The 26,160-nt window shown below is 43.8% G+C and carries 27 protein-coding genes; 11 read left to right on the top strand and 16 right to left on the bottom strand.

Annotated features, from left to right (window positions below):
* Positions 1-5 precede the first annotated feature (5 nt).
* The 4 genes from ilvD to ilvG all read right to left on the bottom strand — a co-directional run bounded on the left by ilvD (position 6) and on the right by ilvG (position 4,775).
* On the bottom strand, positions 6-1,847 hold the full coding sequence (gene ilvD / locus C9J45_RS16105; RefSeq protein WP_105061266.1) for a dihydroxy-acid dehydratase: 1,842 nt from the start codon (positions 1,845-1,847) through the stop codon (positions 6-8).
* A gap of 80 nt (positions 1,848-1,927) precedes the next feature.
* Positions 1,928-2,860, bottom strand: a complete 933-nt coding sequence (gene ilvE, locus C9J45_RS16100) for a branched-chain-amino-acid transaminase (RefSeq protein WP_107247627.1) — start codon at positions 2,858-2,860, stop codon at positions 1,928-1,930.
* A gap of 20 nt (positions 2,861-2,880) precedes the next feature.
* A complete protein-coding gene (ilvM, locus tag C9J45_RS16095) occupies positions 2,881-3,129 on the bottom strand; it encodes an acetolactate synthase 2 small subunit (protein ID WP_005372349.1) in 249 nt (82 codons plus the stop codon).
* The gene (gene ilvG, locus C9J45_RS16090) at positions 3,129-4,775 is read right to left on the bottom strand and encodes an acetolactate synthase 2 catalytic subunit (RefSeq protein ID WP_107292764.1); all 1,647 of its coding nucleotides are present in this window, start codon (positions 4,773-4,775) and stop codon (positions 3,129-3,131) included. Before ilvG ends, ilvM begins: the two co-directional genes overlap by 1 nt.
* Positions 4,776-5,165: 390 nt before the next feature.
* Here ilvG and C9J45_RS16085 point away from each other — a divergent pair, with 390 nt between their 5' ends.
* On the top strand, positions 5,166-6,692 hold the full coding sequence (locus C9J45_RS16085; protein WP_107208074.1) for a YifB family Mg chelatase-like AAA ATPase: 1,527 nt from the start codon (positions 5,166-5,168) through the stop codon (positions 6,690-6,692).
* A gap of 64 nt (positions 6,693-6,756) precedes the next feature.
* Here the strand turns inward: C9J45_RS16085 and C9J45_RS16080 are convergent, their stop codons facing one another.
* From C9J45_RS16080 to C9J45_RS16065, 4 genes are all read right to left on the bottom strand, one after another.
* Positions 6,757-7,359 (bottom strand): thiol:disulfide interchange protein DsbA/DsbL, encoded by a 603-nt coding sequence (locus C9J45_RS16080; RefSeq protein WP_107208073.1) that lies wholly within the window; start codon positions 7,357-7,359, stop codon positions 6,757-6,759.
* Positions 7,360-7,433: 74 nt separating this feature from the next.
* Positions 7,434-8,420: a serine/threonine protein kinase gene (locus C9J45_RS16075; RefSeq protein WP_107208072.1), complete on the bottom strand. Its 987-nt coding sequence runs from the start codon at positions 8,418-8,420 to the stop codon at positions 7,434-7,436.
* 299 nt (positions 8,421-8,719) lie between these two features.
* A complete protein-coding gene (locus tag C9J45_RS16070; protein WP_005372361.1) occupies positions 8,720-8,986 on the bottom strand; it encodes a YihD family protein in 267 nt (88 codons plus the stop codon).
* Positions 8,987-9,160: 174 nt separating this feature from the next.
* Positions 9,161-9,361, bottom strand: a complete 201-nt coding sequence (locus C9J45_RS16065; RefSeq protein WP_107208071.1) for a hypothetical protein — start codon at positions 9,359-9,361, stop codon at positions 9,161-9,163.
* 346 nt (positions 9,362-9,707) lie between these two features.
* On the opposite strand from C9J45_RS16065, the gene C9J45_RS16060 reads away from it, so the two are divergent.
* Together C9J45_RS16060 and C9J45_RS16055 are read left to right on the top strand one after the other, a co-directional pair.
* Positions 9,708-10,388 (top strand): FadR/GntR family transcriptional regulator, encoded by a 681-nt coding sequence (locus C9J45_RS16060; RefSeq protein ID WP_107208070.1) that lies wholly within the window; start codon positions 9,708-9,710, stop codon positions 10,386-10,388.
* A gap of 174 nt (positions 10,389-10,562) precedes the next feature.
* Positions 10,563-11,222, top strand: a complete 660-nt coding sequence (locus C9J45_RS16055; protein ID WP_107208069.1) for a hemolysin III family protein — start codon at positions 10,563-10,565, stop codon at positions 11,220-11,222.
* Between the two features lie 63 nt (positions 11,223-11,285).
* Here the strand turns inward: C9J45_RS16055 and C9J45_RS16050 are convergent, their stop codons facing one another.
* From C9J45_RS16050 to def, 5 genes are all read right to left on the bottom strand, one after another.
* The gene (locus C9J45_RS16050) at positions 11,286-12,731 is read right to left on the bottom strand and encodes a TrkH family potassium uptake protein (RefSeq protein WP_107208068.1); all 1,446 of its coding nucleotides are present in this window, start codon (positions 12,729-12,731) and stop codon (positions 11,286-11,288) included.
* A gap of 6 nt (positions 12,732-12,737) precedes the next feature.
* Positions 12,738-14,114 (bottom strand): Trk system potassium transporter TrkA, encoded by a 1,377-nt coding sequence (trkA, locus tag C9J45_RS16045; protein ID WP_107208067.1) that lies wholly within the window; start codon positions 14,112-14,114, stop codon positions 12,738-12,740.
* A 120-nt stretch (positions 14,115-14,234) separates the two neighbouring features.
* Positions 14,235-15,515 carry a 16S rRNA (cytosine(967)-C(5))-methyltransferase RsmB gene (rsmB, locus tag C9J45_RS16040; RefSeq protein WP_107261440.1) on the bottom strand — a complete coding sequence of 427 codons (1,281 nt, stop codon included), beginning with the start codon at positions 15,513-15,515 and terminating at the stop codon, positions 14,235-14,237.
* An 88-nt stretch (positions 15,516-15,603) separates the two neighbouring features.
* Positions 15,604-16,548, bottom strand: coding sequence for a methionyl-tRNA formyltransferase (fmt, locus tag C9J45_RS16035; protein WP_107261442.1), 945 nt, complete (start codon positions 16,546-16,548; stop codon positions 15,604-15,606).
* A 16-nt stretch (positions 16,549-16,564) separates the two neighbouring features.
* Positions 16,565-17,074 (bottom strand): peptide deformylase, encoded by a 510-nt coding sequence (gene def, locus C9J45_RS16030; RefSeq protein WP_107261444.1) that lies wholly within the window; start codon positions 17,072-17,074, stop codon positions 16,565-16,567.
* A gap of 357 nt (positions 17,075-17,431) precedes the next feature.
* Between def and C9J45_RS16025 the strand changes: the two genes are divergently transcribed.
* The 4 genes from C9J45_RS16025 to C9J45_RS16010 all read left to right on the top strand — a co-directional run bounded on the left by C9J45_RS16025 (position 17,432) and on the right by C9J45_RS16010 (position 20,741).
* Positions 17,432-18,493 (top strand): LysM peptidoglycan-binding domain-containing protein, encoded by a 1,062-nt coding sequence (locus C9J45_RS16025; protein WP_107261446.1) that lies wholly within the window; start codon positions 17,432-17,434, stop codon positions 18,491-18,493.
* 6 nt (positions 18,494-18,499) lie between these two features.
* Entirely contained in the window at positions 18,500-19,597 is a 1,098-nt protein-coding gene (gene dprA / locus C9J45_RS16020) for a DNA-processing protein DprA (RefSeq protein WP_107292763.1), read from the top strand.
* Between the two features lie 2 nt (positions 19,598-19,599).
* On the top strand, positions 19,600-20,073 hold the full coding sequence (locus C9J45_RS16015; protein WP_005372379.1) for a DUF494 family protein: 474 nt from the start codon (positions 19,600-19,602) through the stop codon (positions 20,071-20,073).
* Positions 20,074-20,165: 92 nt separating this feature from the next.
* Positions 20,166-20,741, top strand: coding sequence for a topoisomerase DNA-binding C4 zinc finger domain-containing protein (locus C9J45_RS16010; protein WP_107261448.1), 576 nt, complete (start codon positions 20,166-20,168; stop codon positions 20,739-20,741).
* A gap of 43 nt (positions 20,742-20,784) precedes the next feature.
* On the opposite strand, the gene C9J45_RS16005 is transcribed toward C9J45_RS16010, so the two are convergent.
* Both C9J45_RS16005 and purE read right to left on the bottom strand, forming a co-directional pair.
* A complete protein-coding gene (locus C9J45_RS16005) occupies positions 20,785-21,903 on the bottom strand; it encodes a 5-(carboxyamino)imidazole ribonucleotide synthase (RefSeq protein ID WP_107208060.1) in 1,119 nt (372 codons plus the stop codon).
* Positions 21,903-22,391: a 5-(carboxyamino)imidazole ribonucleotide mutase gene (purE, locus tag C9J45_RS16000; RefSeq protein WP_008988361.1), complete on the bottom strand. Its 489-nt coding sequence runs from the start codon at positions 22,389-22,391 to the stop codon at positions 21,903-21,905. Before purE ends, C9J45_RS16005 begins: the two co-directional genes overlap by 1 nt.
* 194 nt (positions 22,392-22,585) lie before the next feature.
* Between purE and C9J45_RS15995 the strand changes: the two genes are divergently transcribed.
* The 4 genes from C9J45_RS15995 to C9J45_RS15980 all read left to right on the top strand — a co-directional run bounded on the left by C9J45_RS15995 (position 22,586) and on the right by C9J45_RS15980 (position 25,218).
* Positions 22,586-23,143 carry an L-threonylcarbamoyladenylate synthase gene (locus C9J45_RS15995; RefSeq protein WP_107208059.1) on the top strand — a complete coding sequence of 186 codons (558 nt, stop codon included), beginning with the start codon at positions 22,586-22,588 and terminating at the stop codon, positions 23,141-23,143.
* Between the two features lie 12 nt (positions 23,144-23,155).
* On the top strand, positions 23,156-24,064 hold the full coding sequence (gene hemF / locus C9J45_RS15990) for an oxygen-dependent coproporphyrinogen oxidase (protein WP_107208058.1): 909 nt from the start codon (positions 23,156-23,158) through the stop codon (positions 24,062-24,064).
* Between the two features lie 63 nt (positions 24,065-24,127).
* Positions 24,128-24,949 (top strand): shikimate dehydrogenase, encoded by an 822-nt coding sequence (aroE, locus tag C9J45_RS15985; RefSeq protein ID WP_107208057.1) that lies wholly within the window; start codon positions 24,128-24,130, stop codon positions 24,947-24,949.
* 5 nt (positions 24,950-24,954) lie between these two features.
* Positions 24,955-25,218 (top strand): DUF1488 domain-containing protein, encoded by a 264-nt coding sequence (locus C9J45_RS15980; protein ID WP_107208056.1) that lies wholly within the window; start codon positions 24,955-24,957, stop codon positions 25,216-25,218.
* Positions 25,219-25,271: 53 nt separating this feature from the next.
* Here the strand turns inward: C9J45_RS15980 and C9J45_RS15975 are convergent, their stop codons facing one another.
* The gene (locus C9J45_RS15975) at positions 25,272-25,820 is read right to left on the bottom strand and encodes a gamma carbonic anhydrase family protein (protein ID WP_107208055.1); all 549 of its coding nucleotides are present in this window, start codon (positions 25,818-25,820) and stop codon (positions 25,272-25,274) included.
* Positions 25,821-26,160 lie beyond the last annotated feature (340 nt).

The following is a 26,160-nucleotide window of genomic DNA, read 5'->3' as shown; positions in this document are numbered from 1 at the left end:
GATGATTATCCTTCTAGTTTAGACTTATCGCGCACTGCGCCTTTATCTGCACTGGTGGCGAGGTTGGCATAGGCTTTTAGGGCAAAAGAAACCTGACGTTCACGATCGACAGGCTTCCAACCGCGTTGGTTCGTTGCTTCACGACGTGCCGCGAGGGTTGCATCATCGACATTGAGCTCAATGCTACGGTTTGGAATATCAATGGCGATAATGTCGCCATTTTCGATCAGGCCAATCGTGCCACCGTTTGCTGCTTCAGGCGAAACGTGACCAATAGATAGGCCACTGGTACCGCCAGAGAATCGACCGTCAGTGATCAACGCACATTCTTTGCCAAGACCCATAGATTTAAGGTAAGTGGTCGGGTACAACATTTCTTGCATACCAGGGCCACCTTTAGGTCCTTCATAACGAATAACCACGACATCGCCTGCTTTCACTTTACCTGCAAGAATCGCTTCAACAGCGGTATCTTGGCTTTCAAACACAACGGCAGGACCTGTAAAGGTTAAGCAACTTTCATCAACGCCTGCGGTTTTAACAATACAGCCATCAAGTGCCATATTGCCTGACAGTACAGCAAGACCGCCATCTTGGCTAAAGGCAAACTCTTTACTACGAATACAGCCATTTTCTCGATCATCGTCAAGCGTTTCCCAACGGCAATCTTGCGAGAATGCTTGCGTGGTACGGATACCTGCAGGACCTGCGCGGAAGAACGTTTTAATTTCTTCTGAATCCGTTACTTTAATATCGTAGTGTTTGAAGCTTTCGGCAAAGGTTTCACCCAGAATATTGTGACAATCGTTATGGAAGAGACCTGCGCGATCCAGTTCACCTAAAATACTGTAAACGCCACCTGCTCGGTGAACATCTTCCATATGATATTTCGGTGTTGATGGTGCAACTTTACAGAGGTGTGGAACAATACGAGACATGCGATCAATATCGGTCATGGTGAAATCAATTTCACCTTCTTGCGCTGCGGCTAAAAGGTGTAAAACGGTATTAGTTGATCCCCCCATTGCAATATCTAATGCCATCGCATTTTCGAAGGCTTTCTTATTGGCAATGTTACGTGGCAGTGCTGATTCATCATCTTGCTCGTAGTAGCGCTTAGTTAGTGCCACAATACGTTTACCGGCATTAATAAATAGCTGCTCGCGATCTGCGTGTGTTGCGAGCATTGAACCGTTACCCGGCTGGCTTAAACCAAGCGCTTCGGTTAAACAGTTCATGGAGTTAGCCGTGAACATACCAGAGCACGAACCACAAGTTGGGCATGCTGAACGTTCGATCTGCTCACTTTGCTCATCAGATACTTTAGGATCGGCACCTTGGATCATTGCATCAACCAAATCGAGCTTGATCACTTGCTCTGAAAGCTTGGTTTTACCGGCTTCCATTGGTCCGCCAGAAACAAAAATAACCGGAATATTTAAGCGAAGTGATGCCATTAACATTCCCGGGGTGATTTTGTCACAGTTTGAGATACATACCATCGCATCGGCACAGTGGGCATTCACCATGTACTCAACAGAATCTGAAATAAGCTCACGTGATGGGAGTGAATACAGCATACCGCCATGCCCCATCGCAATACCGTCATCAACAGCAATGGTATTAAACTCTTTGGCAATACCGCCCGCTTCTTCTATTTGCTTTGCGACTAATTGACCGAGATCTTTTAAGTGGACGTGACCGGGAACAAATTGGGTAAACGAGTTCACAACGGCAATAATCGGCTTACCGAAATCTTCATCTTTGACGCCAGTGGCACGCCAAAGCGCACGAGCACCAGCCATATTTCGGCCATGGGTTGTGGTTGCAGAACGGTATTTAGGCATAACAGAAAATCCTTTTTGAGCACTGTCGCTAATGCATTAGCGACAGTTTTGATATGTATTGGTTGGGTTGTGAAGGGCAATTACTTTTGTGGATAAACGTAATCTAACCAGCCCCATTTATCTTCTGTTTCACCATTGAACAGACCGAAGTAAGCGGCTTGCAGCTCTTTGGTGATAGGGCCTCGTTTACCTTCACCGACGGTAATTTGATCCACACTGCGTACCGGTACGATTTCAGCTGCTGTCCCTGTCATGAAGATTTCATCGGCAAGGTAAAGTGCTTCACGAGCAATGTTTTCTTCACGTACTTCGTAACCCCGTTCTTTAGCTAGGATCATAATCGTGTCACGGGTGATGCCGGGTAAAATTGCGCTAGTTGTTGGTGGTGTTGAAAGAACGCCGTTACGAATGACAAAGATATTTTCACCAGCGCCTTCTGATAGATAGCCATCAACACTTAATGCGATCCCTTCTGCGTAACCATGGCGACGTGCTTCGCTACCAACCAGTAGTGATGATAGGTAGTTACCGCCTGCTTTTGCAGCCGTTGGAATAGTATTTGGCGCGGCACGATTCCAGCTAGAAATCATCGCATCAACGCCATTTTCCAGTGCTTCTTCACCTAAGTAAGAGCCCCAAGGGAAAGCGGCAACAATCAAATCCATTTTTGTATCAACGGGAGGACAAACCCCTAGGCCAACATTCCCCACATAACCCAATGGGCGAATGTAAGCAGAATCGAGTTTATTGACTCGGATCGTTTCACGGCAAATTTCCATTAGTTCATCGCAGCTGTATGGGATTGGGAAGCGATAAATTTTTGCCGAATTTTTTAGCCGTACCATATGTTCTTCATGACGAAAAATGGCTGGGCCTTTTGGCGTGTTGTAGCAACGGATCCCTTCAAATACTGAAGTACCATAGTGCATTGCGTGGGTTAAAACGTGAACATTAGCATCAGCCCAAGGCACTATTTCACCGTTAAACCAAATGTAATCTGCTGTATTTGCCATGTTGAATTCCTTTCTAAAATTTAATCCAGTAACTGCAGGGGGGAAGTCTCTACACTGATGATGTCCCACAGTTTTTCAATTTGGTTGATAAGCGTCGATATAGGACGAGTACTATCGACGATAATTTCGATTCTGGCTATCTTGCTGTGATGATTTTGTGTTGCATCGACTTTTTTTATGATGAAGCCACGATGGCGGATCACACGTAAAATTCGCTCAAGTAATACAGGCTTATCATTAGCGGTAATGTTGAGTAAATATCTTTCCATTAGGTGTTCTCCAGCATATCTTGGTTTGCAGCACCCGGTGGAACCAGTGGCCATACATTTTGTTCTTCATCAATCAACACATGCAATAAGTAAGCGGTTTTACTGGCGAGCATTTCTTCCAGTGCAGGAGCCACTTCTTCTTTGCGAGTAATGGTTTTTCCCGGAATATCAAACGCTTTAGCTAACATCACAAAATCAGGGTTATCATCTAGGATGGTTTCACTGTGGCGGCCATCAAAAAATAGCGATTGCCATTGACGTACCATACCTAAGCGCTGGTTATTGATAAGTACCATTTTGACGGGAATACTGCGGCGCTTTAAGGTTCCCAATTCTTGTACATTCATCATAAACGAGCCATCACCAGAGATCAGAATAGATTGATCATCAGGACGGGCAACACTGGCTCCCATTGCTGCAGGTAAACCAAAACCCATGGTGCCAAGGCCGGCTGAAGTAATGTAGTTTTGTGGCTCACGAGGTTGAATATGCTGTGCAGCCCACATTTGGTGCTGACCAACATCGGTTGATACCATGCTGCTATCAGGCATCATATCTGACAATTGCTTAAGCAGTAATGGCGCGTAAATCAGATCGCCTGGATGGTCATAACGCCATTTGCCAATTTTACGAATATGTTCACTGTGAGTGAGCCAACGGCTGATATCTTGGCTCAGCTCTAACTGAGGCAAAATAGTATTAATATCGCCACGTAATGGCGCATCAGCATGACGTAATTTACTAAATTCAGCGGCATCAATATCAATATGAATTACTTTTGCGTGTGGCGCAAAGGTATCCAATTTTCCGGTTACGCGATCATCAAATCGGGCGCCAACCACAATTAATAAATCCGCTTCTTGTACCACTAGGTTGGCTGCTTTTGTGCCGTGCATACCAAGCATGCCAAGGTAATGGGGATCATGGCGTTCGATAGAGCCTAAGCCTTTTAAAGTACTGACCGAAGGCATTGGATTAAGGTTTAAAAATTGACGTAACGTATCGGTTGCATGGGCAATTTGCACCCCACCACCGACATACATTACGGGACGATGACTTTGATCTAATAATTGTTGAGCTGCAGTGATAGCTTCACTATTAACCGTTGGAACCGCTGGTGGTTCAATTGGGGGGAGTAATTCGGTTGGCGCTTGTGCAAGCTGTACATCTTTGGCTATATCGACAATAACAGGGCCCGGACGACCGGCTTTAGCGACTACGAATGCTTCAGCAAGGGTTGGTGCAAGTTCATTGATATCGGTGACCAGATAGCTGTGTTTGGTACATGATAAAGACATCCCAATCACATCCATTTCTTGGAAGGCATCGGTTCCAATATGGGTGCTGGCAACTTGTCCAGTAATCGCAACTAGGGGGACTGAATCCATAAAGGCGTCAGCAAGTCCAGTGACGAGGTTTGTGGCACCTGGACCTGATGTTGCCATACAGACAGCGACATCTTGGGTGGATCGGGCCATACCAATAGCAGCCATTGCTGCTCCTTGTTCGTGACGGCAGAGGATATGCTCTACTCCACCATCATATAACGCGTCATAAATTGGCATGATGGCACCGCCTGGGTAACCAAATACGGTTTTGATACCCTGCTGATGCAGCGCTTTTACGACTAATTCTGCCCCTGTCATCGCAGCTCCTTGCTTGCTTTGCGAGATCTATTTGAGATGATAACGATTACTCAAATCCATTTGTTGAAAAAAGCCCCCGAACTTCTCAGTGCGGGGGCTTTTTGTTTGCGTCTTTGCGCTACTTTGCGCCAGCAAATCCCCGCTGCGGTGACATAATCACCACAATGACTTTAATAATGAGTACGAGGGATGTTGTTAAGCGCATGTATATTTGTCCAACTTTTGTTGTCTAGTTGTTGCTATATGTTAGTGGTAACACAGACATCTATCGCATGACAAGCAAAAACTGTGGTTTTTTTAGCAAACGAGCTGCATTTACAGGCATCTTATGAAACTAAAAATAAATATTTCATTAACGAATGTTTTTTTATCTCAGTGAGGTGATGGTTCATGACGCTTGCGATTGTTCATAGTCGAGCTTGTGTGGGAGTGCAGGCTCCACCTGTAACGGTAGAAGTCCACTTAAGTAATGGGTTGCCAAGTTTTACATTAGTAGGGCTACCTGAAACTACGGTAAAAGAGGCTAAAGATCGGGTTCGAAGTGCAATTATTAATGCGAATTTTGAGTTCCCATCACGACGTATCACTGTCAACTTAGCCCCTGCTGATTTGCCTAAAGAAGGAGGGCGATTTGATTTACCTATAGCGTTAGGTATTTTAGCGGCATCAGGTCAGATCCCAACAGATAAATTATCAGAGCATGAGTTTATCGGTGAATTAGCATTATCGGGAGAGTTACGACCTGTAAAGGGGGCACTGCCTGCGGCTTTAGCTGCATTAAAGGCGAAGCGTTGCTTTGTGGTGCCTGACAGTAATGGCGATCAAGTGGCTCTCGTCGGTAAAGAGGTTCATAAATCAGCATCCAATCTATTAGCCGTTTGTGGCTATTTATGCGGCCAACAACAATTAGCATTAAATTTTAGTGAGCAGCTTAAAGAAACAGCGGCTCCTTTAGAGCGAGATATGCAAGATATTATCGGGCAGCAACAAGGGAAACGTGCGTTAGAAATAGCCGCCGCCGGCGGTCATAATGTTTTGTTCCTCGGTCCTCCGGGGACGGGAAAAACTATGTTGGCATCAAGGTTATGTGATTTACTGCCGCCGATGAGTCATGAGGAAGCGTTAGAAACTGCGGCCGTCACCTCGCTCACACCACAATCCTTACACCAAGGAAATTGGTTAAAAAGGCCTTTTCGTACGCCACACCATTCGAGCTCTATGGCGGCATTAGTGGGCGGTGGTTCGGTACCTAAACCGGGAGAAATATCGTTGGCGCACAATGGGCTTTTATTTTTAGACGAGATGCCTGAATTTGAACGTAAAGTTTTAGATTCTTTACGCGAGCCATTAGAGTCAGGTCATATTGTGATTTCTCGTGCGACCAGTAAAACAACGTTTCCTGCGCGATTTCAATTGATCGGTGCGCTGAACCCAAGCCCTTCTGGGTATTATGACGGTAACCAAACACGTACCAACCCACAGGCGATATTACGTTATTTAAGTCGGTTGAGTGGCCCATTACTTGATAGGTTTGATATGTCGATTGAGATCCCTGCTCTACCCCGAGGAACGTTAACTAAAGGGGGAGATCGAGGTGATTCAACAGTAACGATTAAAGCGCGGGTCGATCATGCTCGTCAGCTAATGTTGACTCGCAGTGGTAAGGTGAATGCGCTGTTATCTACGCGAGAGTTAGAGCAGTATTGCCCACTCCAGCAAGCTGATGCGGCATTTTTAGAAAATGCGCTTCATCAGTTAGGTTTATCGGTACGAGCTTATCATCGAATCATTAAAGTGGCGCGTACGATAGCGGATTTGGCGGGAGAGCCTGATATCTCTCGAGGGCACTTAGCGGAAGCGTTAGGCTATCGCGCAATGGATAGGCTGCTTAAGCAGATTAATAGCCAAGTCATATAAGAAAAGTGTCGTTATTTGGATAATAAAAAAGGGCATTACAGCCCTTTTTTATTTTTAGATGAGATTACTTTTTCAGTAAGTAGTTTACTAACTCAAAGTATTCGTTCGCTGATTTGATTTTACCTGTTTGTACAAGGTACTTGTTGTTAACCACAACAGCAGGCACACCGGTTAGGCCTGCATCTTCAAAGGCTTTATCAGAACGGCTTACCATTGAATTTACTGCAAAGCTATTATATGCACCATCAAATTCAGCCGCAGGAACTCCCTCATCAATGAAGATTTGACGCACTTCTTCTTCATTACGTGGTGGCTTGTTCATGGTGTGGATACGGTTAAAGAACACCGGTACCATTTTATCTTGAACACCTAATACCACAGAAGTCGCGAAGGCTTTACTCATTACTTTACCCATTGGGCCGCCCATAAATGAAACATGCCTTTTTTGGAACTTTACATTTTCAGGCAATTTAGTTTTTAGCTGTTTGATCATAGGTTCAAACTGATAGCAATGCGGGCAGTATAAAGAGAAGTACTCAGTCACAATGGGGGTTTCAGATTTTGGTAGATCGAGAACTTTGTAGTAATCACCTTCAGTAAATTTTGCGGCGTGCACTGAAAATGATAGTAACGCTGCACTAGCTAGCGTGAGTAACTTCTTGAACATTGATATAACTCCCTGATTATCCTTATCACGGTTATAAATATAACCTGAATTTTTATGTTAATACGTTTTTGTGTTTACCACTGTGGCATGAGTTGTAATGGTGCATCATGCAGCGAGGCAATTTGTTCTTTGAATGCAAGCACTTGCCCTTCCCAGTATTTTGCATCAGCAAACCAAGGGAATGCACGGGGAAATGCAGGATCTTGCCATCGTTTTGCTAACCATGCCATATAATGCACCATTCTAAGACCGCGTAAAGGCTCGATTAGTTGCAATTGACGTTGATCAAAATCTGCAAATTCACCATAAGCTTCAAGTAACGTATCCAGTTGGGCTAGTTGATCGGCGCGCTCACCGTTTAATAGCATCCATAAATCTTGGACAGCAGGACCATTACGGGCATCATCAAGATCGACAAACATTGGGCCATCACGCCATAAAATATTACCTGGGTGACAGTCACCATGAAGACGAATCGCTTGCCAATCAGACGACCAATGCTGTTCAAGGTTCTTAATCAGTAGATCAAGATCGGCAAAAAAAACATTCTTAAGATGATCGGGTATAAATTGACTGTGCTCTAATAATTTTCGAGGCTGATAGACGTATTCATCCAGACCCATGGTTGGACGGTGTTGAAAAGGCTGGCGTTGCCCCACGAGATGAATGCGACCTAAATAGCGACCGACCCATTCTAATTGATCAAAATTATCGACTTCAAATTGTCGACCGCCGACACTTGGAAATAAAGCAAAACGATGACCATTAAAGGTATGTAGTGTTTTCCCATTGATATTTAGAGGTGCGGCAACAGGAATTTCATTGTCAGCCAATTCTTGTGTAAATTGGTGCTCTTCTTCAATTTGCTCATCACTCCAACGTTCTGAGCGATAGAACTTGGTGACATAACGTGCGCCATCTTCTGCTTTAAACTGGTAGACCCGATTTTCATAACTATTGAGAGCCAGTAATCCTGATTCTGCACGAACATCAATGCTATCTAAGGCATCAAGTAGCAAATCAGGTGTGAGATTCGAAAAACAAAAATCGTTTTTTTCCATGAAACAGCCTTAAAGATGGAAATTAAGGCTGCAGTTTACCTTAATCTTGAGATAACGAGAATTCAGGGGTAGATCTCTCCCCCCCCTAGCGAACATGTGTTGTCATTAGTTTAGCGAAGATGGCGAATAAATCGAGTGTCGGCGCTGAGTGTTAACCATTAATATGTATCACGCTTTGTTAATAACATAATTGTAACGCAAGGCGATGGTTCAGCCTAAAATCAGTGCTTAAACTGGTGGTTTGGGCACAAAAAAGCCAGTGAATATTCACTGGCTTTTAACGTTAAATAATAGTGAGATTATTTAATAATACCGCGAGCGCGTAAGATAGCGGTTTTGAAATCATCTTCACAATCTTTTGCAAGCCCAGGGATCATGGCGTCTTTATCACTGTTACGCATCTTCAAATGATAAATCAGTACATCATCAGTGAGTGACTCTAATGGGCCGTTATACTTTGCTTCTTCAGCCAGCTTTAATAAAAACTCCACTAAATTTAGATCAGGATCTTTTTGCCATTCAGGATGAAGCAGTTCGATGAGCTCATTGACGCGATGCGTTTTCATAGTGACTCCGTAGTTGAGGCTGAGTGATCGTTATTACGAGCAAATTGTCATAGTTTTAATAGGGGTAAATTATAACAAAGCACACGGGGTTACAATCTGTTGTGCGGTGTTGTAATGACAAAACGAAGTAAAAAAAGCAGCCGAAGCTGCTTTATCTCAATCGTTTTATTATCATTACGCGATATTTTGCTTGGCGATTAATGACTGTATTTGAGTCTCTAACTCATCACGCTTTAGTTTTATATCGTTATTCGTCAATGAAATCTCAACAACGGCTGTCTGTTTCGTTTTAAAATGTGGAGCATGAGCCGTTGCACGAAGGCGTGAAGGGCTACGAGGGGTACTTACATACCTGACGGGAGATGCTGGTCGCATAAATCACCTGTTGTCAGGCTCATCCATGGCCGGAAGTTAGCAAGCTGATCGCTGAAGGGAAAATTCCCTACTGGGTTTACCCCATCCATCAGTATATCGCTTGGTTGTTAATTAGTTTGCGCTGAGAATAACAATAGCAATTTTAAAAGTCGAGTAAAAAGTAGCCGCTAAAATGCTAAGATTGAAGCATTAAGATGGTTGATTAAGCATGCCGTAAAAAAAGAATAGTAAAAGTGCTTTCGCTTGGCGTATTCAGATCCGTTTATGTTGTAATACGATGTGTGTATTACACTGCACATATTTTATGGAATAACCATATTATAAAAGAAGCCTTTGGAGAGGATGTATGGAGCAAGAGCAGCAACGCATTGTTGCCAACCGAAATTTATCTTATCGATTAGCTGAGTCTATAGGCCGCCGTATTTTGGCGGGAGAAACAGCGCCTGGTGATATTTTACCGGGTGAAGTCGAATTAGGTGACATGTATGGTGTAAGCCGTACAGCTGTTCGTGAGGCAATCAAAATGTTGGCTGCCAAAGGAATGGTGTTGCCTCGGCCACGTATTGGTACACGCGTGATGCCGAAAAAGAATTGGAACTATCTTGATCAAGATTTACTGGCTTGGTTAGATTTTGATGCCGATTCTGAATTATTAGAGGAATATCAACAAGCGCGTTTAATGTTAGAGCCAGAAGCGGCAGCATTAGCAGCTATTCACGCAACAGATGAGGAGCGTAAAGAGCTACAAAAGCTGTTGGCTGAAATGCATGAAATGGGCGATAACTTCGATCAAGAACATTGGATTGAAGTCGACACACGTTTCCATCAACTGATTTATTTTTCCTCTGGAAATCATTTTATTAGTCCGTTTGGTAACTTGTTTAAAGCGGTATTTGAAAACTACTTCCGTGTTGTTACGCGTGAACGTATTTTAAAACTTGATGCTCACCAACAAATCGTTGATGGCATTATTGCTCGCGATCCAGATGCTGCTCGACAAGCCACCTTATCACTACTACAAAAATAATAACTAACGGAGTATTGCTTATTTATCACGAGCGCTCCGTTTTTATTACGTATATTTTTATCTCATTATTATAAATATCACGAATCCTGACTTGCTTATTTTCAGCTTACAAGTGTAAGCTGAGTGGTGTGGTTATAGTAGAATAATGTCATGTTAGCGTGAGGTGGTTGAGTGATGAACAAATCGGTGGCAACAGAACAAGGGTATTCTGTTGCAGAGGAAGTAGCGAACAGTATAAGCCATGGGATCGGGCTGTTATTTGGCTTGCTTGGGTTGTATTTATTACTTGAGAAAGCATTCTCTGTTAATGCTGACACGTTAAGTCTTATCAGCTATACCGTGTATGCGGTGAGCATGATATTGCTCTATTTAGCCTCTACCCTCTACCATTCGGTTTCATCACCTAAAGCGAAACGTGCGTTAAAAACGTTCGATCATTGTGCGATTTATCTTCTTATTGCTGGTACTTATACGCCTTTTTTATTGATTTCTCTGCGGACGCCATTAGCCATTGGTTTGATGAGCGTGATTTGGGGACTGGCGATTATCGGTATTATTGCCAAAATTGCATTTGTTTATCGATTTGAGAAATTATCACTGATCACTTATTTAACCATGGGTTGGTTATCGCTAATTATGATTTATCAATTAGCACTTATTTTATCGACGGGTGGTTTAGTGTTACTTGCTTTAGGCGGTGTGATTTATTCACTTGGGGTGATTTTCTACGTCAATAAACGTATTCCGTATAACCATGCAATTTGGCATTTATTTGTATTAGGTGGTTCTATTTGCCACTTTTGTGCGATTTATTTCTACGTCAAACCTGTGTAGTTCATCGCGTTGAAATGGATAAAAAAGGGAGCGCAATGCGCTCCCTTTTTGTTTTTAGTGCTATTAATCTCGCCAAAATGCAGGTGAAAATACGACTAACACAGTCAAAATTTCTAAACGTCCCATCAACATACCTAAGCTTAAGGTCCACTTTGATAAATCAGGCAAACTCGCGAAGTTACCCGTTGGACCGATAATGCTCCCCATCCCCGGTCCTACGTTAGCAACTGCGGTGACAGCACCTGTAATGCTGGTGATGGGATCAAGCCCTTGCAGACCTAATATCGCAGCAATGAAGATAATGGTCATGATAAAGGTCAATACTAATGCAACAACCGAGCGCACAATATCGTCAGTGACAGGTCTATCATTATAGCGTTGGACAAATAGCGCCGATGGGTGGATAGATTGCATAATTTGCTTACGTAGTAAGGCAAACGCGATCTGGAATCGAAAGATTTTTATTCCGCCACTGGTCGACCCTGAACAAGCACCGACCAATAAAGTGAAGGCGAAAATAATGCTTGGTAATGGTCCCCATGCGGTGAAATCACCCAAGCCAAACCCTGTGGTTGTCACAACAGAGATGATGTTGAAAAAGGATAATCGCAGCGAATCCATCAACGAATAATCTTTATTGAAGAATAAGCATGCCGCCACAATTAAACTGGCAACGGTTACAAACAAGGCATAGCCTTTGACTTGAGCATCACCAAATAAGGTTTTTGGATGGCGTTTTTTCAAGGCTTGGACAAACAGTAAAAATGGCAAGCCGCCAGCAAACATGAAGACAGTGGCAACCCATTGTGCGCTGTGCGAGAAGTGATTCATGGAGCCATCAGAGGTGGAGTAACCGCCCGTCGAAATGGTGGTGAAAGCATGGTTAATGGCATCAAAGGTATTCATCCCTGCAAACATAAACGAAATAATGCAGAGCAGAGTTAACGTGAGATAAACATTAACGATATTTTTTGCAACGCTCTTAGTTCTTGGTGAGCTTTTATCTGACCAATCTGATGATTCAGTTTGGAATAAACGCATACCACCGACGTTCAGCATCGGGAGGATCGCTACAGCCATCACGATAAAGCCAACCCCGCCGAGCCATTGCAGTGTTGATCGCCATAGCAAAATACTCGGTGCCATATCATCTAAACCACTTAAGACGGTAGAGCCCGTTGTAGTGATCCCTGACATGGTTTCAAAGTAAGCATCGGTAAAGCTAATGTGATTAATAAATACAAAAGGTAAGGCCGCAAAAGCACTGGCGACAGTCCAAACTAAGGTGGTGATCAAGAACATGTCTCGCACGCTAAGCTTAAACTCTGGGGTTTTACCTAAAGTTAAAAATAAAAAGGCAACAGAATGGGTGATTAGCACCGCGGTGGCGAAATCAATAAACCCTTCGGTACCGGTAAAAAAGGCGACTAATGTCGGCACGTACATGAACAGGGCTAGCTTAGACAGCACTAACCCTAGTACAAACAGTATGGGACGATAATTAACCATGATCAGTTACAAGAAGAAAGGACTAGGTTGGAAGAGACGTTCAACATCAGGGATGTACTTCTTATCAACAAGGAACATCACCACGTGATCGTTTTGCTCGATGACGGTACGGTCATGGGCGATTAATACTTCTTCACCACGGACAACAGCGCCAATTGTGGTACCCGGTGGTAATTTAATATCGCTGATTGCACGACCAACCACTTTAGAGGTACTGGAATCACCATGAGCGATCGCTTCAATGGCTTCGGCAGCGCCGCGACGTAATGATGAGACATTCACGATATCGGCTTTTCGCACGTGGGTTAATAACGCTGAAATTGTCGCTTGTTGCGGTGAAATCGCAATATCAATCGTACCGCCTTGCACTAAATCAACATAAGCGCCGCGCTGGATAAGCACCATCACTTTCTTTGCGCCCATACGTTTAGCAAGCATGGCTGACATGATGTTGGCTTCATCATCGTTAGTCACCGCAATAAAGACATCGATCTGTTCGATATGCTCTTCGCTGAGCAATTCCTGATCTGAGGCATCACCACAAAATACGATGGTATTTTGTAGCATTTCAGACAAGTTCTCAGCACGCTCTTGATTACGTTCAATCAGTTTGATGCTGTAGCTTTGCTCTAAACGACGAGCTAAACCAGCACCCACGTTACCACCACCAACAATCATCAAACGCTTATAAGGTTTCTCTAGGCGCTGAAGTTCACTCATTACTGAACGAATATGGTTACTTGCGGCGACAAAGAAGACTTCATCATCAGCTTCAATGATCGTGGTACCTTGTGGACGAATCGGCTTACCTTGACGGAAAATCGCCGCTACGCGGGTATCAATATGTGGCATGTGTTCACGCAATGCAGATAATGCATTACCAACCAGTGGGCCGCCATAGTAAGCTTTTACCGCAACAAGGCCGACTTTATCTTCTGCAAAGCTCACAACCTGAAGTGCGCCTGGGTATTCAATCAGTTTTTCAATGTAATCGGTCACCAATTCTTCTGGTGCGATTAAGTGATCAACAGGAACCGCATCAGATTGAAACAGTTGTTCTTTTTCTCGTAAATATTCAGGTGAACGAATACGAGCAACACGGTTAGGTGTATTAAACAAAGAAAACGCAATTTGACATGCGATCATGTTAGTTTCATCGGAGTTCGTGACAGATACCAACATATCAGCATCTTGAGCCCCTGCTTCTCGTAACGTGCGAGGGTGACTGGCAAAGCCTTGTACAACTCGGAGGTCGTATTTATCTTGCAGTTCACGCAGACGCTCGGGATCCTTATCAACGATAGTGATATCGTTATTCTCACCAACCAAGTTTTCAGCAAGGGTGCCGCCCACTTGTCCGGCACCGAGAATAATAATTTTCATAGTCTATGCCTGATGTAAATGCCTGTAGAGATCAGCTGTAAATACAACATTCTGATCGGCGTTATAAAATATGAAAAAGCGGAATCTTGAGAGCAAGTTCCGCTTTTATTTAAACAATGATTACTCTGCTTTTGTCAGTACAGCGTAGTAAAAACCATCCATCGACTCTTCACCTGGCAGAATTTGACGACCAGGTTTCACTGGATCGCTGCCAATTAATGTCGCATCTGACGTTCGAGCTAAAAACGCTTTTACCTGATCGCAGTTTTCTTGTGGCGTAATAGAGCATGTCGCGTAAACCAACGTACCGCCTGGTTTTAATTGCAGCCACATTGCGTCAAAGATCTCTGCTTGAAGTGTTGCCAGTGCCGCAATATCTTCGCCACGACGTAGCCACTTAATATCTGGGTGACGACGAATAACTCCTGTCGCTGAACATGGCGCATCTAGCAAAATACGATCAAATTTGTCACCTTGCCACCATTGTTCTGGGTAACGGGCATCAGCGCACAATACGGTTGCATCAAGCTTCAAACGTGCCAAGTTTTCGTGTACACGTTTAAGGCGGTTTTCATCACAGTCAATCGCAACCACTTTGGTTGATGGTACACGCTCCATGATATGGGCGGTTTTACCACCAGGAGCTGCGCAGCAATCAAGAATTAACTCACCCGCTTTAGGCTGTAAATAATCCACCGCTAACTGAGCGGCAGCATCTTGTACCGAGACCCAGCCATCACTAAAGCCAGGAAGTTGAGTGACATCGCATGGCGAAACTAAACGGAGCGCATCTGTGGCCTGTGGGTGTAACTCGGTTGCAATGTCTTCGGCATCTAATAACGCGCGGTAGGCATCGCGAGTATTGTGTTGGCGATTAACGCGTAGCCACATCGGCGCCTTGGTGTTATTCGCTTCACAGATATCAGCAAATTGCTCGGGATAGCTTTCTTTTAATAACTTTAATAGCCAGCTTGGATGACCATATTTACCCGCATCATGGCTGATAGCTTGCGCATCTAAGATTTCTTGTTGGCGTTGATAATTACGTAAAATAGCGTTAATAAGCCCGCGAAGTTGTGGCTTTTTAAGTGTTTTCGTTGCATTTACCGTTTCAGCTACTGCGGCATGTGCTGGAATTCGCATGTACCCGAGTTGATATAAGCCCACTAAAATTAAGTGGTGGAATACGCGTTGCTTACCTTTTAACGGCTTATCCATTAGTGCTTGGGTAATAGACTCTAAGCGAGGAAGCCAGCGAAGTACGCCATAGCAGATCTCTTGCAATAAAGCGTGGTCACGCTCTCTGATATCTTGTTGCGCAGCGGGAAGCGCGGCGGATAATGACTGCCCTTGATCGACGACCTGATAAATAACTTTGGCCGCTGTGGCTCTTACATTCATAGCTGTTTCCTGAACTCGCCGTTAGTGCTGGCGATAACAATGTGGAACTTAAAAAGAAAAGCCAGTGACTAAACACTGGCCTTGATATTTATAGCTGAGCGCCAGATTCGAACCATTCTCGACGAGAATTAAGCAAATCAGCTGCTGTCATCGCTTTCTTACCTGGCGGTTGAAGCGATAATAAGCGCAGTGCGCCATTACCTGTCGCAACGAGGATACCTTGCTTATCAGCAGATAAAATTGTACCCGGTGCTTTACCTTGATTGTCTGCTTCAACAGCCGCTTGCCAAACTTTGATGTTTTGCTCAGCAACGGTGAAGTAACTCATTGGCCACGGGTTAAACGCACGCACACAACGCTCAATCGCAGCGGCATCCATTGTCCAATCAATTAACGCTTCTTCTTTACTCAGCTTCTTGGCGTAGTTCGCTTGCTCATCGTCTTGCTTAATGGCTACGGCGGTGCCATTAGCAATATCAGATAAACAATCAATTAAGGCGTCAGGGCCAAGATCGGCTAATTTTTCGTACATGGTAGCGCTAGTGTCTGTCGCTTCAATTGGCAAGGTTGCCACTTTTAGCATGTCACCCGTATCAAGGCCGATATCCATCTGCATGATAGTTACGCCAGTTTCCGTATCTCCCGCCCAAATAGAGCGTTGGATCGGTGCTGCACCACGCCAACGTGGAAGAATAGAGCCGTGTACATTAATACAACCTAAACGTGGCGTATCTAATACTTCTTGCGGTAATAATAAGCCGTATGCCACCACAACCATGATATCAGCGTCAATGTCAGCTAATTCTTGTTGTGCTTCTTCATTGCGTAATGAAGCGGGTTGATAAACCGGAATATTATGTTCAAGTGCGATATTTTTAACTGGGCTTGCCGTTAGTTTTTTACCACGACCAGCTGGGCGATCTGGTTGAGTGTAAACAGCAACAACTTGGTGCTGTGAAGACAACAACGCCGCCAAATGACGGGCGGCGAAGTCAGGAGTACCAGCAAAAACGATGCGTAATGGTTTGCTCAAGGTAACCTCTAAATAATTAGTTTTTTGCGTTATGGCGTTTAATTTTTTCTAGTTTCTGTTTAATGCGCTGACGTTTTAAAGGTGATAAGTAGTCAACAAACAGCTTGCCAGCTAAGTGATCTAATTCATGTTGTACACAAATTGCCAATAAGCCATCAGCTTTGAAGCTGTATTCTTTACCGTCACGATCCAGCGCAGTAACACTTACGCCTGCTGCACGTGGTACAAAACCTCGTGCGGTAGGAACCGATAAACAGCCTTCTTCGATGCCATCTTCACCGTGTTCTTCAGTGATTGTTGGATTTACTAAGACCATAGGTTGATTACGTTCTTCTGATACGTCAATCACTACAATACGTTGGTGAATATCGACTTGTGTTGCTGCGAGGCCAATACCTTCTTCGTCGTACATGGTCTCCAACATATCATCGATAATTGTTTGGATTTCAGGTGTTATCGCTTCGACTGGTTTAGCTACAGTACGTAGGCGTTCATCAGGAAAGGTTAGAACGTGTAATACAGACATAAGGACTCGAATTCGTTAACGGAAACTAAAAAATAAAACGCTGTTGGTCTAATTCTAGTCATTTTAAAGATCAAATAACAGTACCGAATTTTTTGTCATAGGTGAAAGACAAAGAATGAAAAAGCGTCCGTCAGTATTTTATTGGCAAAGTGATTAGTGTTAGCCGTAAGCAAACTTGACGCTATTGAGTTGCAACAGTTATCTATAAATAGTGACGTGAACCGAAAAGCGCTTTTTGCTCATCGTTAAACAGTCGACATATCAATAGGCTAATGCCAGTCTGAGACAATAAACGTATTTTATTTGTTGTAAGGCGGAGCCTTACGATTCGGTTGTGTTATCCAAGGAAGCGATCTCATGAAGCAATTGGGCATTATTCTTAGCTTTATGCTTTTTATCCCCTCTCTGTTTGCTGCGCCATCTCCATTACTTAAAAAAGATATACCAGAAGTCTACATCGTTAAGAAAGGTGATACGTTATGGGATATTTCTGGGGTATTTCTCGAAAATCCATGGTCATGGCCACAATTGTGGGAAAAGAATAGCTACATTAAAAACCCACACCTTATTTACCCAGGTGATCGCCTCCATCTTATCTGGGTTAATGGGCAGCCAAAACTGAGTTTGAAAAAGCATGTAAAACTGTCGCCAAAAGCGCGAGTTATTCGTGATCCTATTACGACCCTACCGGGATACTTAATGTTGGAGTACGTGGCTGAAAATAAATTAATCAGTCAAGAATCAGCCAAAACACAACCGCAAGTGTTAGGCTCAAGCGATGAACGTGGTTACTTGTCTGTCGGTGATATTGTATGGGCAGATCAGCCTTTGGCACCGACAACACAATGGCGTGTTTACCGTATTGAAGAAACGTTTACACGTAATGATTCAGCAACGGAGACAAGCCCTGAAGTTGGTGTAAAGGTCATGACATTAAAGGAGATTGCTGATTTAACCGTCACTGCAGCCGATGATAAAACCAGTCAATTACGGGTTGATACCTACCGTCAGGAAATCAATCAAAACGATATTTTATTACCATTATTAGTGAGCGGAGAGCCTAACTTATCGTTTTCACCCTCAACACCGCCAGAGTCAATGACTGCCAATGTGATTGGGCAACTTGAAGGGCGTAGTTACATCTCTAGCTTCGATGTTGTGGTATTAGATCGTGGGCATTTAGATGGTGTGGAATCAGGCTTTGTATTTGATTTATACAAACAAGGCGCCAAAGTTCAAGGTAAAAAAGGCAGTTACCATTACAAAGATAACCCATTAGCAGGCTCTACCCAGTTGGGTGAAGTCTCAGTGGGTAAATTAATGGTGCTTCGTCCTTATGAGCACTTTAGTTTAGCTGTGGTGATGCAAAGCTTAGAACCATTCAAGCCGGGTGTTATTGCTGTTCCACCAACGCGTTAAGATCTCATGAGTGAATCACTCTACCCATGGTTAGTATTAGCGATGACCCCGTATTTAGGTGGTCATCGCATTAATAAACTCTTGCGTCATGTTTCGGCGCAACAATGTGTTGGCTCTTCATTTGATCAGTTGTGTCAGCTAGGTTTGACTCACCAACAAGCCACAGCGATTATTTCCCCCAACCAACAGCGTATCGATCAAGCGTTGCGTTGGCAGCAACATCCGGATCAACATATTTTGACTCTAGATTCTCCTGCTTACCCTTATTTACTGAAACAAATATCATCTCCACCGCCACTGTTATTTGTCCGTGGTGAGGTCGCTTATCTAGCTCAACCACAAGTGGCGATTATTGGTAGTCGCGCCGCTTCCATTGATGGTAGAGAGGCGGCATTTAATTTCGGGTATGCACTAGGGCAAGCGGAGTATGTGGTTACCAGCGGACTTGCTTTAGGAATTGATGGACAAGCTCATCTGGGGGCATTGAAGTCCGGCGGCGCTACCGTTGCGGTGTTAGGCTCTGGTTTAGATCAGATTTATCCTGCTCGCCATCGTCAGTTAGCGAATGAGATTGTAGAGCAAGGGGCATTGGTTTCAGAGTTTTGGCCTGATGAAAAACCTCGTCCACAAAACTTTCCGCGTCGCAATCGAGTGATCAGTGGATTGTCGACAGGCGTATTGGTAGTTGAAGCGGCAGAAAAAAGCGGCTCATTGATTACTGCGCGTTATGCGTTAGAGCAAGGACGAGAAGTGTTTGCCCTTCCAGGCTCTATCTATAATGCGCAAAGTCGAGGCTGTAATGCATTGATAAAATCTGGTGCTAAACTGGTAGAAAGCCCCGCAGATATCTTTAATGAAGTCGGAACCTTAACTGAGTGCGCAATAAATAACCAAATAGGCTTGCCTTTTCCACAACCTGAAAATGAAGAATTGCCATTTCCAGCTCTGTTGGCTAACGTAGGCACCGAAGCAACACCCGTAGATGTAGTTGCTGAACGCTGTGAACAGCCTGTCCATGAAGTATTAACCCAACTTTTAGAGTTGGAATTACTGGACCTGGTCAGTGCAGTACCTGGTGGTTATGTCAGAACGAGGAGGAGCTAGTCATGATGGACATTCTTATGTACCTGTTTGAAACTTACATCCAAAGTGATGCTGAGTTGATGTTTGATCAAGATGAACTTTCCGAAGAGTTAATTCGTGCTGGGTTCCATCAAGATGATATTTATAAAGCGCTTAATTGGTTAGAACAACTCGCAGCGTTACAAGAAACTGAACATACTCCTTATGTAAATAACTGCGCAGCAACATCAATGCGTGTGTATACCGAGCAAGAGATGATCCGTATGGATGTCACTTGTCGCGGTTTCTTGATGTATCTTGAGCAAATCCATGTGCTAAATGCCGATACCCGTGAAATGGTGATTGATCGGATCATGGAGCTCGATACCAATGAATTTTCATTAGATGATTTGAAGTGGATTATCTTAATGGTGCTGTTTAATGCCCCCGGTAATGAAACAGCGTATAGCCAGATGGAAGAGTTGCTATACGGTGCGGAAGACGGTGCAGTGCATTAAAATTAGCGGGCCTTAAAGTGGCCCGTTATTGTATCTATGCTATTTGTCGCGATAGCGTGTAAAACGCGATATTCCTTTTTAAGCGAGCAGTAATGACAACCAATAACCCACCTTTATTCTCTGCCCATGAGCAGGCGTTATCACATACACCGTGCCCACAATGTGGTGGCGAATTAGTGATGCGATTTGGTAAGCGTGGTCCTTTTCTTGGTTGCGATCATTATCCGAGTTGTGACTATATTCAGCCATTAAATCACAACGATGGACATGTAGTGAAAGAGCTCGATATGCCTTGTCCTGAATGTGAGAGCCCATTGGTATTACGCCAAGGTCGTTATGGAATGTTTATTGGGTGTTCAGCATACCCTGCTTGTCACTATTTAGCCTCAACGGAAAAGAAAGCAGAGAATACCGATGTTGGATGTCCTGAATGTCATAAAGGCCATTTAACTGAGCGTAAATCCCGTTATGGCAAAGTGTTTTACGCCTGTGATCAGTATCCAAGCTGTCGCTTTGCTGTGAATAACAAACCCGTTGTCGGTACGTGCCTACAATGTGGCTTTGGTTTGCTAATTGAAAAGAAATTAGCCAGTGGTGTGAAACTGCAATGTGCAGATAGAAAGTGCCATGCTTATCAAGATCCTGATAGTGTTGATAAAACAGCATAAAAAAAGCCTGCTCAGACGCAGGCTTTTTAAATTGGAGTAAATATTAACGCGGCAGTGCGGGGAAATCCTTCTCATCCAGCAAGCTTGATAACATGATCAAACGATACTGCAATTGCTCTGGTGTATCAGCACACACGTTAATGTGCCCCATTTTACGCCCTGCTCGTTTTTCTTTACCGTACCAGTGTACATGGCAACCTTCTTGGGCATAAACCGCATCAGGAATGCTATCTAAACCTAAGATATTGATCATCGCACTTGGACGAATGAGTTGAGTACTACCAAGAGGAAAATCACATACCGCGCGTAAGTGGTTTTCAAACTGACATGTTTCTGCACCTTGCTGTGTCCAGTGGCCTGAGTTATGAACCCGTGGTGCGATTTCGTTTACCAGTAGTTCGCCATCGAGATCGAAAAACTCGATAGCTAACACGCCGACATAATCAAGGCTATTAGCGACGGCACGGAACATGTTATCGGCTTGCGCTTGCAGTGGTGAATCACCCACAATCGCAGTTGATAAACTCAGTACGCCATCAGTATGGACATTCTCAGTTAAGTTAAATACCTGAATATCACCACTGCGATTACGGGCACCAATCAATGATACTTCGCGTTGAAAAGGAATAAATTGCTCAGCAACAATAGCCTGATTAGGAGAATCAGCAATACATTGCGCCATTTCAGGCCAAATATCATCAATCTGTGCGCTTTCTTTTAAGCGCCACTGCCCTTTACCGTCGTAGCCACCTAATGCACTTTTTAACACCAGTGGTAACCCGATTTTTTCAATTGCAGTAAGAAGATCTGCACGTTCAGTGATTTCATGGTATTTAGCATTGCGCACGCCAGCATTATCTAATAACGCTTTTTCTAGACGACGATCGCCACCGGCTTTGATTGCTTCTGGCGTTGGGAAGAACTTCTCGCTGGCAGCACAAATATCTAAAATATCGTGAGGAATATGTTCAAACTCGGCAGTAATCGCATCAACGTCATTAATCGCTTCAACGAGCGAGTTCGACATTGCTTGTTGGGTAAGAGGATGAACCACTTTATCACTCTCTACATCATAAGCGATCACATTGATGTTAAGAGGAGCGCCAGCCAGTGCCATCATACGGGCAAGTTGGCCAGCACCAAGGACTAGCACATTATTCATTATGCATCCTCTGCTGGATTTGGGTTGCTTAATACCGTTTCTGTTTGCTCTTTGCGGAAAGCATCAATAGCGGCCAGTACTTGCTCATCTTGAGTGCCGATAATTTGTGCGGCTAAGAGACCTGCATTGGCAGCCCCTGCATCACCAATTGCTAAGGTACCAACAGCAATACCTTTGGGCATTTGAACGATAGAAAGCAATGAATCCATTCCTTTTAGTGCACGTGATTGCACTGGTACGCCTAATACAGGCACGCTAGTGAAAGCCGCTGTCATCCCCGGTAAGTGAGCTGCACCGCCAGCACCAGCGATGATCACTTTAATGCCACGCTCTTGTGCACTTTCAGCGTATTCGGTTAATAAATGTGGCGTGCGGTGAGCCGAAACGACCTTTGTCTCATAAGGAACATTGAAACGATCAAGCATCTCAGCCGCATGTTGCATGGTTGGCCAATCAGATTTTGAACCCATGATAATTCCAACTTTCATCTCATTCTCCTTCAGGTCATAACTTAACATCGTGTTGATGGCTGCATTATACGGTGATTTAGCTCAAAGGAAAACGTTTGCGTCATGAATATTGACTGTCTTATAACCGAGCATGGAGTTGTGACTAAGGAGTAGGTAGAATGAAATTGAGAAAGTAAAACAACAATATTTGCTGAACAAATAATGAGGATACTGTGGAGAATTTTGCTCAAGTCGTCGCAGCTTTAAAGCAAGGTGAAGTGATCGGGTACCCAACCGAAGCGGTGTTTGGTGTCGGCTGTGATCCGGATAATCAAGAAGCGGTTGAAAAACTATTAGCGATCAAACAACGCCCAGTGGAAAAGGGCTTAATTTTGATCGCGGCGAATTACGATCAGCTGCTGTCATATATTGATGAAAACCAATTGACCGAACAACAAAAGCAAACCGTGATGGCAACATGGCCAGGGCCTGTGACTTGGGTAATGCCGACTAAGCCTAATGTTCCCTCGTTTTTAACGGGGCAATTTACTACGATTGCGGTACGTGTGAGTGATCATCCACTCGTGCAACGCTTATGTTTGGAGTTTGGTAAACCTATTACCTCAACCAGCGCAAATTTAACAGGCCAAGAGCCAGGTCGAACAGCGCAAGAGGTTGAACAACAGTTAGGGCATTGTTTAGCTGCAATCTTGCAAGGTGAAACAGGCGGACGTACCAATCCTTCCGAGATACGTGATGCGCTTAATGGCAATATCTTCCGTCAAGGGTAAGGGATAAAGAGTATGGATAGCCAAGTAGATAAAAGTGCAGTTAAAGCCTTTTTGTTGGATTTACAAGATCGTATTTGCCAAGCATTAGAGCAACAAGAAACAACCGTCGCGTTTGAACAAGACCAATGGCAGCGTGAAGAAGGTGGCGGTGGTCGTAGTCGTGTATTACGTGATGGCGAAATCTTCGAGCAAGCAGGTGTGAATTTTTCTCATGTTTATGGTGCTGAAATGCCAGCTTCTGCAACAGCACATCGCCCAGAATTAGCAGGTCGTCGTTTTGAAGCGATGGGCGTGTCATTGGTTATTCACCCTCGCAACCCTTATGTGCCAACCTCTCATGCCAATGTTCGCTTCTTTATCGCAGAAAAAGACGGTGAAGCTCCGGTTTGGTGGTTTGGTGGTGGCTTTGATCTTACCCCGTTCTATCCTTTCGAAGAAGATTGCCAACACTGGCATGATACAGCTAAACAGTTGTGTGCGCCGTTTGGTGATGATGTTTATCAACAGCACAAAGCATGGTGTGATAAATACTTCTTCTTACCGCACCGTAATGAAACCCGCGGTATAGGCGGTCTATTCTTTGATGATCTCAATCAATGGGGATTTGATAAGAGTTTTGCTTATATGCAAGCGGTAGGTAATGGCTTTATCAATGCCTACATGCCGATAGTACAACAGCGTTATTATCTACCCTATGGTGAACGTGAACGGGAGTTTCAGTTATACCGTCGTGGACGTTATGTCGAATTTAATTTGGTTTATGATCGTGGCACTTTGTTTGGTTTACAGAGTGGCGGAAGAACGGAATCTATTTTAATGTCGATGCCACCATTAGCACGTTGGGAGTACTGCTATGAACCAGAGCCCAATTCAGCAGAAGCGCGACTGTATCAAGATTATTTAAAACCACGAGAGTGGTAATCAATTATTGAGCTCAGATCACGGAGTGATAGAGCCTTCTTAATATAAAGAGAGAATTCGTATATGGATAAGTACGTCGTATTTGGTAACCCAATCGGACAAAGTAAATCTCCATTCATTCATACCTTATTTGCCCGTCAAACAAGTCAACAGATGACATATACCAGTCAACTTGTTGCCATTGATGGTTTTGTGCAAGCGGCAGATATGTTTTTTAATGATGGTGGTAAAGGTTGTAACATTACGGTGCCATTTAAAGAGCAAGCTTATCAATATGCGACCAAGCTAACTGAACGTGCTCGCTTGGCTGGTGCCGTAAATACACTTAAGAAATTGGATGACGGCGGTGTATTAGGTGATAACACTGATGGTGAAGGCCTTGTTCAAGATCTGATCAATCAACAGGTCGAATTAAAAGATCAACGCATCTTATTGTTAGGTGCCGGTGGTGCTGCTCGTGGTGTGCTTTTACCATTATTAGCACAGCAACCTAAACAATTGGTTATAGCCAACCGCACAGTAAGCAAAGCAAAACAATTGGCAGAGCTGTTTTCTTCTTACGGTAATGTTATTGCACTAGAGCACGCCGAACTCGAAAACCAAACCTTTGATGTGATCATCAACTCAACGTCAGCCAGCCTATCTGGAGATGTGCCAGCGATATCTCCAACGGTGATTGGTACGAATACCACGTGCTATGACATGGTGTATGGCTCAGCAATAACCTCTTTTAATGGTTGGGCGAAAGAGCATGGCGCAGTAAAGGTGTTAGATGGGTTAGGAATGCTCGTTGGACAAGCTGCTGAAAGCTTTATGTTATGGCGCGGGCTTCGTCCGGGAGCTAAACAAGTACAACGTGAGTTGCGCCGAACTTTACAAGAGTAAAAGTAATGAACCAAGATATTCTATTTTCAGATATTCAATCATGGGATGCTGTTCGCCAAGCCGTTAACTTCCCTGCTCAGCAAGGCGGCGCACTGATCATCTGTTGGGTAACCTTAAACTGGCTACAACAGCACAGTGGTAAAGCCTTAAATAACGAAGCTGATATCCTCGCTGAGTTTTCTTCATTGCGTTTTGATCTTGAAGAGTTGGCTGAAGAAATGATTGAAGATGAATGTTTTGACGATAATGGTGATATCGTTATTGGCTAAGTCACTCAAATAATTATCGAGAAGCCTTATCGTTAGATAAGGCTTCTTTTTATTTACAGCGGAAGTTCTTCGCAAAGGTACTCATTTTTGAGTCGCACATAGTTATCTGCTGATTGTGATAAAAAGGTTTTCTCTTTGTCCGTTAAAGGGCGGGCTTGTTTGGCGGGACTGCCAACATAAAGAAAACCAGATGCTAGGCGTTTATTGGGTGGAACCAAACTGCCTGCGCCAATGATGACATCATCTTCGATAATAGCCCCATCTAAAATAATTGCGCCCATCCCCACTAAAACACGATGACCTATTTGGCAACCATGTAACATCGCTTTATGTCCCACCGTTACATCATCACCAATAATCAGCGGAAAGCCATCAGGGTGATCATCACTGACACGGCTAACGTGTAGCACGCTACCATCTTGAATATTCGTACGTTTACCGATAGTGATGTAGTTCACATCGCCACGCGCAGCGACTAAAGGCCAAATACTACTGTCATCATCACAGCGAATATCCCCCACTAAAACACAAGATGGATCAACATAGACATTATTTTCCAGTGTTGGATGAATATTTTTATAGCTACGTAATGAGGAAGTCATAGTAATACCTGTATAGGGGACGGATTTTTAACCAAGAGTAACTAAATAGACGCGTGAATTGTAGTCAATCAATAGCACTCTGAGTATTATTTGTTCGAGTGATTAAATATGTCAGAATTATTTCACTTTAGCCCTTGCTAATGTGATCGAACTCTCTATACTACGACCCCACTGAGACAGACAACGGCGCAAGCGGTTACCGAGTTCAGTATTGTTCTTTAACAATTTGACCATGCAATCTGTGTGGGCACTCGTTGAAAAGTTAAGTCGAAAGATTTATCAATGATACTAGTGACCAATACAAATAACTTCGGTTATTTGGCACAGTCAATTCAAATAT

It is taken from the genome of Photobacterium sp. GB-1, from assembly GCF_003026165.1.
Classification (GTDB): Bacteria; Pseudomonadota; Gammaproteobacteria; order Enterobacterales; family Vibrionaceae; genus Photobacterium.
This window is presented reverse-complemented; position numbering and strand designations above follow the sequence as displayed.